Source organism: Citrobacter sp. Cpo037, assembly GCF_030332945.1.
Classification (GTDB): domain Bacteria; phylum Pseudomonadota; class Gammaproteobacteria; order Enterobacterales; family Enterobacteriaceae; genus Citrobacter; species Citrobacter portucalensis.
The window spans coordinates 133567-142556 of sequence record NZ_JAOWGW010000050.1; the positions used below are offsets into that span (position 1 = coordinate 133567).

Here is an 8990-nt window from a genome sequence, read left to right on the forward strand (position 1 = left end):
GTTTAGTCATGATACCACTGAGCCTATAAAGACCACCAGCATGGACCTGATCCCACAGCGAGAACCGCGAAGTGTTGCAATTTGGTATCATGATATAACAAGAATGATAACTTTTTAATGAAAATAAAACCCATTAAAATCAATTAATTGTATCTTTTTGGCTACTCTGCAAAGAACAGAAAGATGAAAAAATGTCGACAAAGATGATTGCCATTAATTCTTTATGGACAGCGCCATATACTGCCTGGCACCACCACGCGAAAACAGCATGAACCTTAACGCGTCAATGGCACCAGGGAATGCCGGTGGTAGATGTAGATGGGAATAAATGTCAGCTTGTTTGCGAGCTGACATTTATTTTTAGTGCTGAGTAAATTTAACCATCTTTTTGACTAAGCCATAATTTGCGGTAGAGAGTCCCATGTTCCAGAAAGAAATTGAAAATGCTGTAGTGCTCGTTGGCGATGAAATGAAGAAGTCGGATAATGCCTGGCTATCGTTACGTAAAAAACGTCAGCGTATTGATTTGAAGACCGATGGACATATTCTATTTCTGGAGAAAGGGACTGTCTCTGTTTATCGTGTGGAAAACGATTTAGTGACCGTGAGTATTTCTGCACCTGCTATTCTCGGCCTGCCACAAATGCGTACGGAAGTGGCTGGTCACTATTTACGTTGTGATACTGATTGTGAAATGTGGGCGATGAGCGTCCAAAATGCCGATCACCTGTTTACGACCAAAAACTTATGGAAGCAGGCGTTTGATATCTTAACGCATCATCTTCAACGTTATTTCCAGCGTGAGGCGTTGCAGTCGCACCGCACTATACGTGAGCAGATTATTGAACACGTGAAATATATCTGGGCAATGGAGCCAGGGGTTCGTGAGAAAACGTCCGTGTATACTTTTATTTTGACCCGTAACCATATCTCGCGTAGCGCCATCCATAAGGTGTTACAGGAGCTGGTTAATGACGGGAAAATCATCCTGAATCGTGGAAAGCTCTCTTTTTGCACGCCGTTATAAACTCATGCGCTCCCCGGCAAAAATGTAAGGGAGCGCAACCTATCAACGTTCTCTGAGTGCTTCCGCGCGTGCGCGAATAATCGGTTTTAACAGGTAGCTCAGAATCGTTTTCTTGCCGGTGAGAATATCGACGCTCGCCACCATGCCGGGAATGATCAGCATCGGATGCTCTTTTGTTCCCAGATAATTTTTATCCGTCTGCAAACGCACAATATAAAAGCTGCGGCCCTGCTTATCGGTAACGGTGTCCGGGCTTATCTGCACTACTTCGCCTTGCAGACCGCCATAGATGGTGTAATCGTAAGCGGTAAATTTCACCATCGCATGTTGACCCGGATGGAGGAAGGCGATATCGCGCGGCTGGATTTTGGCTTCGATTAACAGTTTGTCATCCAGCGGAACGATTTCCACTAGATCGCTGCCCGGTTGAATGACGCCGCCGATAGTATTCACCATCACCTGCTGGACGATACCCCGCACCGGTGAGGTGACCATGGTACGGTTCACCCGATCCTCCAGTGCTTTAACGCTTGCCTGGGTTTTACTCAGATTGGTGCGAGCTTCATTGAGTTGGGCCAGCGCATCGCTCTGGAAACGGCCACGGCTTTCACCGATTTTATTCTCAATCTCTTTAATTTCTGACGTGGCCTTGGGCAGCGACAGGCTAATAGAATTGAGCTGCCCGGCGGTTTCCACTTCGGTACGACGCAGGCGCAGCAGTTCGACTTTTGAAATGGCACCTGAAGCGAGCAGCGGCTCGGACATTTTGATTTCCTGACGGATTAACCCGAGGCTGTGCTTAAACTGATCCTCCTTTGACTCAAAGTCGCGCAGCTCCTGTTTTTTCTGCACCAGTTGTTCTTCAAGCCCGGAAATTTCGTTGTGAAATTGTTCCCGGCGGCTGTTGTACAGCTCGGTTTCTCCCCGGGCGACATCCGGCGCCTGGCTGGCTATCTCGGGTGAAATCACAAAGTCCCGGTTTTCAACTTCCGCCGTCAGGCGTTCTACCTTGGCGCGCAGACCGAGTTTGTCGGCTTCAGTTTCGCCAACGTTGGAGGCGAAGCGCGTGTCATCGAGGTGCAGTAATGGGGTTCCGGCGTTAACGATTTGCCCTTCATGCACATATAGCTCGGTAACAATCCCCCCTTCCAGGTTCTGGATTTTTTGCAGTTTTGATGAAGGGATCGCTTTGCCTTCACCGCGTGTCACTTCATCAATTTTTGCAAAACCAGCCCAGATGAAGGACAGCAGCACCAGCGCGAGGATCACCCACAGCGTCAGTCGTATCACTCTTGGGGCGTCATCAATTATGGCCTGGCTAACCTCATTAATACTGTCAGTTTGATTTTCATCACGACCGCGAAAATAGTGCTGCATATAGCTGCGGGCACGAGTCAGGAGATCAGCGAGACGCATTAATTTGCCCCTTTTTCAACGCATCCATCACTACCCCTTTCGGACCGTCTGCGATGATGCGACCTTTATCAACAATAATCAGACGGTCAACCAGCGACAGCATGGAAGCGCGGTGCGTGACCAGTAATAACGTTTTTCCCGCAATGCAGGGGGCCAGTGCGTGTTTGATCTTCTCTTCGCTGGTGTTGTCCATCGAACTGGTGGGTTCATCCAGTAGCAGGAGAGGGGGATCAAGCAACAGTGCGCGCGCGAGCGCCACCGCCTGCCGTTGCCCACCGGAAAGCTGGGAGCCGCGTTCGCCGACCTGCAGGTTATAGCCGTCGGGATGCAGGCGTGCGAATTCGTTGACGCCCGCCAGTTCTGCCGCTCGCAGCATGGTTTCGTCATCGACATAGCGCGCTCCGCACAGCAGGTTATCGCGCAGCGTGCCGTTGAATAGCTGGATGTCCTGCGGCACGTAGCCGATGCTGTGGCGCAGATCGTTCACATCCAGCTGACGAGAGTCGATACCATCGATCAGCAGGTTCCCGGCGCTCGGCTGGTATAAATTGACGATTAGTTTACTCAGCGAACTTTTACCGGAACCGCTGCGCCCGATAATGCCGATGCGCTCACCGGGCTGAATGGTCAGGTTAATTTTGTGCAGCGACAGGTTTTGTTGCTCCGGGTAGCTGAAATCCACATCGCGAAATTCAATGCTGCCCTGTAACTGTTCACGCTTGAGCGGGTTTTCATCCGCACGGCGCTCCTGCGTCAGCGACATCATTTTCTCAGTGTTTTTGATGGTCAGCTTCGCCTGCTGATAGCGGGCGATAAGGCCGGTGAGCTGACCCAGCGGCATGAGTGCCCGACCGTTAAGCATGTAGCAGGCGATCAAGCCACCCATACTCAGTTTGCCGTCGATAATCATGTACACCCCGACGATGATCATCACCACGCCTGAAATTTGCTGGAACCAGCCGGTGAGATTGCTCGCCAGGCTGGACAAGGTTTTCACCCGCAGTTCGAGACGGCTCAGGCTACCCAGCGTTTGTTCCCACTGGAACTGGCGTTCGCTCTGGGCATTATTCACTTTGATGGCATCCAGACTGCTCAGGGTTTCAATCAGTAGCGCCTGGCGTTCGCTGGCGAGGCTCATGGTTTTTGCCACAGCAGCGTTGACCGGTTTTTGTAGTGCCCAACTGCACAACAGGGCAATCGGTAATGTCAGTACCGGGATCCATGCCAGCGCGCCGCCGATAATGCCAATAACAATCAGCAGTAACAGGGTGAAGGGCAAATCGATAATTGTCGTCAGAGTGAGTGATGAGAGGAAATCACGCAGCGACTGAAACTCGTGAATGTTTTGCGCAAAGCTGCCCACGCGCGCCGGGCGCTCTTTCATCTCCATGCCGATAATGCGCTCAAACAGGGTCGAAGAGATGATGAGATCGCTTTTCTTACCTGCAATATCAAGGCAGATACCGCGCAGCATTTTTAAGATCAGATCAAAGACAAAAGCCAGGCAGATGCCGACTGCCAGCACCCATAATGTGACCGTTGCCTGGTTTGGCACGACGCGGTCATACACATTCATGGTAAAGAGCGGTGTGCCGAGCGCAATCAGGTTGATTAACAGACTGGCCAATACCGCATCCATATACAGAAAACGCGACAGCTTCAGCGTGTCTTTAAACCAGGATTTGGTGCGCGGCAGAAAGGCCTCTGCCTGCAAATCGAATTCGTGGCGCGGATGCGCAAAAATGACTTTACCCGCATAGTTTTGCTCAAGCGTGGCGGCATCAACGCAAATTTCTCCACCTTCGCTTTCGCTGGGCATAAAGCGGGCGCTACCGTCATCGTTCCAAGCCAGCAACACCCCGGTTCCCCCAGAGTTCAATAACAAGACCGCTGGCAGAGACATCGCTGGAATTTTATCGAGTGAGCGCGTGACGACTCGCGCCTTTAAACCGGCCCTTGCCGCCGCGCGTGGAAATATATTCAGCGTGAGCCGATCGTTTTCTAATGGCAGGCCACTGCTTAATGTTGAACGACTCGCCGGTTTTCCGTGCAGAGAACACAGAATTAGTAAGCTATCTAATAACGGGTCGTCATTATGGCTACGTGGGTCGTGATGTTGAGAATTAGGACGAGCATAATTCTCAGGGACGTCATTTAATAATTCGGCTTGTGCACTCATTTTCGCAACCATTCTGACCGTGCACGGTTAAATAATAGCAAGCTAATTATAAGCGTGCAGGTCAGAGATTTATTGGGGATTAATAATTATTAATGAAGTTCCGGTAAGCTATTTTCTTCTGCTGAATCTACCGGTTGCCCCGATGGCGGAGGTGTAATTTTTAGAATATTCATTAATTCACCGGTGCGTTCGCTAATACGATAGCCACTGGTCATGGCCAGATAACGTAATTCAACAAGACGGCGTTTAGAGGAGAACACTTCATTTTCACTATCGAGTAAATCCAGCAGTGTACGCTCGCCAAGACTAAATTGATCCTGATAAGCCGTGCGCACTTTGACGCTGCGGTCGGCATATTCTTCCGCCGAAGGAAGCTGAGCGCGTGCGTTTTGCAGTGCGGTCCAGGCCAGGCGTAGCTCCTGATTCAGCTGGCGCAGCGTGTTATTACGTACATCCTGGGCCTGCTTGTGCAGATAAGCACGGGAGTTCATGTTGGCTTTGTCGCTGCCGCCCTGGTACAGGTTGTAATGCAGTTTGACCATCGCCTCCCACTCTTCGGTGTGCGCGCGAGTGGTATCGGTGTTGTTGCTAATCCCGCGGGAAAGCTCAACGTCCACACGTGGATAGAAGGTGGATTTCGACGCTTCGTACTGCTGGTGCGCAGCTTCGATATCCGCATTGGCAGACTTCAGTAATGGATTATTTTTTTCCATCCGACTTTTGGCATCTTCCAGCGAGGTGGGCAGTTGAGAGTCAATGCTCTCTGGCTGGCTTAAACCCTGCGGGTCCATGCCCGTCACGCTGACAAAGGTGGTTTTCGCGTCTTCAAGGTTAGTCTGCTCGGTCAGCAGGTTGTTTCGCGCCTGCGCCAGACGCGCTTCGGCCTGCATAAAATCCCCGGAGCGCCCAACGCCCTGATCGGTACGCAGTTTTATCTGGTCGTAAATGCGCTCGTGGTTTGCCAGATCGTCTTCAGCAAGGCGCACAAACTCTTCGCGTTGCAGCACGTCGAAATAGGCCTGAATCACCGCATAAGCGGTGCTTTCGCTGGTGTTCATCACGCTGTAAGCGCGTGAGTCTACGGTCGCTTTTTGTCGTGCCACTTCGCTGTTGGTCGCAAAGCCGTTAAACACATTTTGCTCAAGGCTGATAGTCGCCTCGTTAGGGGACTGAGTCAGGCCGTTATTGCGACCAGTCGAGCGGGTAGTTGCATCATCAACATTTTTGCGCCCGGCCTCTGCGTTTAAATTTAGTGATGGTAAATAACCACCTTGTGCGGCCCGCAGATCTTGCTCTGAGGAAAAACGGCTATTAATTGCAGCATTAACTTCAGGATGATTGGCTAATGCATCTTTAACTGTATTTTGTAAGTCTTCTGCATTTACTGCATTTATTGAAAAACATGAAAGCAGAAAAACTAAAAGCTTCTTCATGACATGAATGCCCTATATCTCACGGTTATGACATCCAGTTGTCATCGCTATCATCCATTTTTACAAACACGTTATATTAATTAACAAATGTGAATTATCTTAATTGAAGCCTGTAATCAGCTATTCAGCGACATGTTTTGTCACATCGTGTTTTATTTTTGGTTATTTTTTATTATATTCATTTGCCAGTCAAGTCTCATGTAATTGCATTCTATAAAATGTGTTTTTTTCTACATTGAGATATTAATGTTTACATTAATTGAATGTGATATTTGTTCGTTAATATATTAACGAGTTTATAAAAATAATGATGGTAATTAAGTGAGGTTACGGTGAGCAAATTACTCGGTGTGATCAAAGCAATTATTGGACAGGTTTACGTAGTTGATGCCAATGGTGCACAACGACTGGTTCATGAAGGCGACAGGGTATATAGCGGTGAAGAAATTGTGACCGGTGCCAGCGGTGCGGTAAGTATCTCTTTACCAGACGGAAAAACGCTGGATATAGGCCGTAATAGCCATTGGGGTGAGCATGGGCTACAGGTTAGCCATCATCCGGAAAGTAGTGCTCAGGATATTGCCGCCGCACAAAAGGCCATTGCCGATGGCGCTGACCCGACGCAGGTGCTGGAAGCCACCGCGGCGGGTAATGAAGCACCGGTAACCTTAGAAGGCGGCGGCGGGGGGCACACTCTGGTTCAGCTTGAACTGACCGGGCAGGTGGTTGATCCGACAGCAGGTTTTAACACCAAAGGTCTGGGAAGCCCGAACTGGGATATCAACTTGCCAATTGGGGGAATTGATGCAGGTTCCGCGAGTGTTTTCCCGCCTGAGGTGCAAATTACCGAGTTTGCCGGCAACGACGGTTTCATTAACAAAAGCGAATTCCACCAGACCCATTTAAGCGGCACCAGTAATCAAAATCACATCACACTCACCTTCACCGATAGCCAAAAAAACACATTTACCGTTACTGTTCCGGTGAGCAACGGGCACTGGAATATTGATACCGATCTGGGGGGACTGGTTCCGGGAAATGTAACAGTGGTGGCAATCGCGACCGATGTGACGGGACGAACGGCAGAAAGTTTTGACCATGCACTGATTGATATTACCGGACCAAACATCGACATTACCGTTGATAACGTCACGCCGGATAACATCATTAATTACGAAGAGTCACGTCAGCCGCAAACGCTGATCCACGGGTTGGTCGGCGGCGATGCTAAACCCGGCGATATCGTTACTTTATTGGTTGATGGTAACGAATATACCGGCGTTGTTACCGACCCCGGTAATGGGACTCTGACTTATACCATCCCGGTACTGACCCAGGGGTTACTGAATGACCCGAATATTCACGCCACATTAACTTCTACTGACGACGCAGGAAACACCACCATTGTTTCCACGGATCATCATGTCGATAATGACCTGTATGCGCAAAATGCCGTGACTATTGAAACGGTGGCGAATGATGATGTCGTCAACGCTAATGAGTCTCGTATGCCGACCACTATTTCTGGCGTTGCCAGCGGTGATGCGAAAGTGGGTGATCCGGTCACGTTGACCATTCAGGGCAAAGCGTTTCAAGGCACGGTTTTCGACGATCATGGCCAGCTACGCTATGAAATCGTTGTGCCTTCCGCAACCCTCAAAGAGGGGGCTAACGATGTGCAGGTGACGCTGGTCAGCCACGATGCGGCGGGCAACGAAGTGACTGCGTTTGCGCACCATACAGTGGTGCTGGATACCCAGGCACATAACGCCCTCACGATTGATGATGTCACGACAGATAACACCCTGAATCGTGCTGAGCTGTATATGCGTAACCAGGTGATTTCCGGAACCGTCAGCGGAGAAGACGCGAAAGCGGGCGACCCGGTACTGGTAGAGATCAATGGCCACCAGTATAACGGTCAGATCATCGATCTCGGCAATAGCACGCTGGGCTATCGTATTGCGGTGAACGCAGCCGATTTTGCCAACAACGTTGCAAAAGTCGATGGTTATATGGACGTGAAGGTAACGGTCACCTCTCACGATGCGGTGGGCAACCTGGTGATTGCCACCAGCAGCCACGATGTACATCTCGATAACTTCGCAGAAAACAGCGTACATATTGATAAGGTCGCGACGGATGATGTGGTGAACGCCATTGAAAACCGGATGACCACGCTGATAAGCGGCGTGGCAGGCGGCGATGCCAAAGCGGGGGATACCGTTACCGTCAGCGTGCAGGGGCAGGACTTTACCGGCAAAGTCGTCAACATCAACGGCGAGCAGCGCTACGAAGTGGCGGTGCCGGTCGGCACGCTGAAGGAAGGTAAAAATGCGGTGGTGGTGACGCTGGTCAGCCACGATGCGGCGGGTAACGAAGTGACCGCGCTGGCGCACCGTACCGTAGTGCTGGATACCAAAGCGCATAACACCGTCAATATTCATGACGTCACCGCCGATAACACCCTGAACTTTACTGAGCTGTCGGCGGCGAAGCAGACGATTACCGGGAACGTTCGCGGGGAAGATGCAAAAGCGGGCGACCCGGTGCTGGTGGAGATTAACGGCCACCAGTATCACGGCCAGGTGATTGATACCGGGAAAAATACCCTCGGTTATCGCATCGAGGTGGATTCTGCGGCGTTCTCTGACAACGTCGGTCATGTGCTGAAAGAGGTGACGGTCCATGTCAGCGTCACCTCACACGATGCGGCGGGCAACCTGGCGATAGCCACCAGCAGCCACGACGTGCATCTCGATAACTTCGCGGAAAACAGCGTACATATCGACACGGTGGCGACGGACAATGTGGTCAACGCCATTGAAAACCGGATGACCACGCTGATCAGCGGTGCCGTTGGTGGCGATGCGGCCGTCAACGACCCGGTGACCGTTCGCGTGCAGGGGCAGGATTTTACCGGCAAAGTCGTTCA

5 protein-coding genes are annotated in these 8990 nt (G+C 50.7%); 2 read left to right on the forward strand and 3 right to left on the reverse strand.

Going from position 1 to position 8990, the window contains the following annotated elements; all coding sequences use genetic code 11:
• Window positions 1–421 precede the first annotated feature (421 nt).
• Window positions 422–1027: a helix-turn-helix domain-containing protein gene (locus OGX94_RS08555; RefSeq protein ID WP_003825823.1), complete on the forward strand. Its 606-nt coding sequence runs from the start codon at window positions 422–424 to the stop codon at window positions 1025–1027.
• 42 nt (window positions 1028–1069) lie between these two features.
• On the opposite strand, the gene OGX94_RS08560 is transcribed toward OGX94_RS08555, so the two are convergent.
• From OGX94_RS08560 to OGX94_RS08570, 3 genes are all read right to left on the reverse strand, one after another.
• On the reverse strand, window positions 1070–2443 hold the full coding sequence (locus OGX94_RS08560; protein ID WP_149384692.1) for an HlyD family type I secretion periplasmic adaptor subunit: 1374 nt from the start codon (window positions 2441–2443) through the stop codon (window positions 1070–1072).
• Complete coding sequence (locus OGX94_RS08565) at window positions 2430–4622, reverse strand: type I secretion system permease/ATPase (RefSeq protein ID WP_232397710.1); 2193 nt, start codon at window positions 4620–4622, stop codon at window positions 2430–2432. Before OGX94_RS08565 ends, OGX94_RS08560 begins: the two co-directional genes overlap by 14 nt.
• 89 nt (window positions 4623–4711) lie before the next feature.
• Window positions 4712–6055 carry a TolC family outer membrane protein gene (locus tag OGX94_RS08570; protein WP_126956680.1) on the reverse strand — a complete coding sequence of 448 codons (1344 nt, stop codon included), beginning with the start codon at window positions 6053–6055 and terminating at the stop codon, window positions 4712–4714.
• Window positions 6056–6387: 332 nt separating this feature from the next.
• On the opposite strand from OGX94_RS08570, the gene OGX94_RS08575 reads away from it, so the two are divergent.
• A partial coding sequence (locus tag OGX94_RS08575) for a retention module-containing protein (protein WP_286569039.1) occupies window positions 6388–8990 on the forward strand: 2603 nt, incomplete at its 3' end.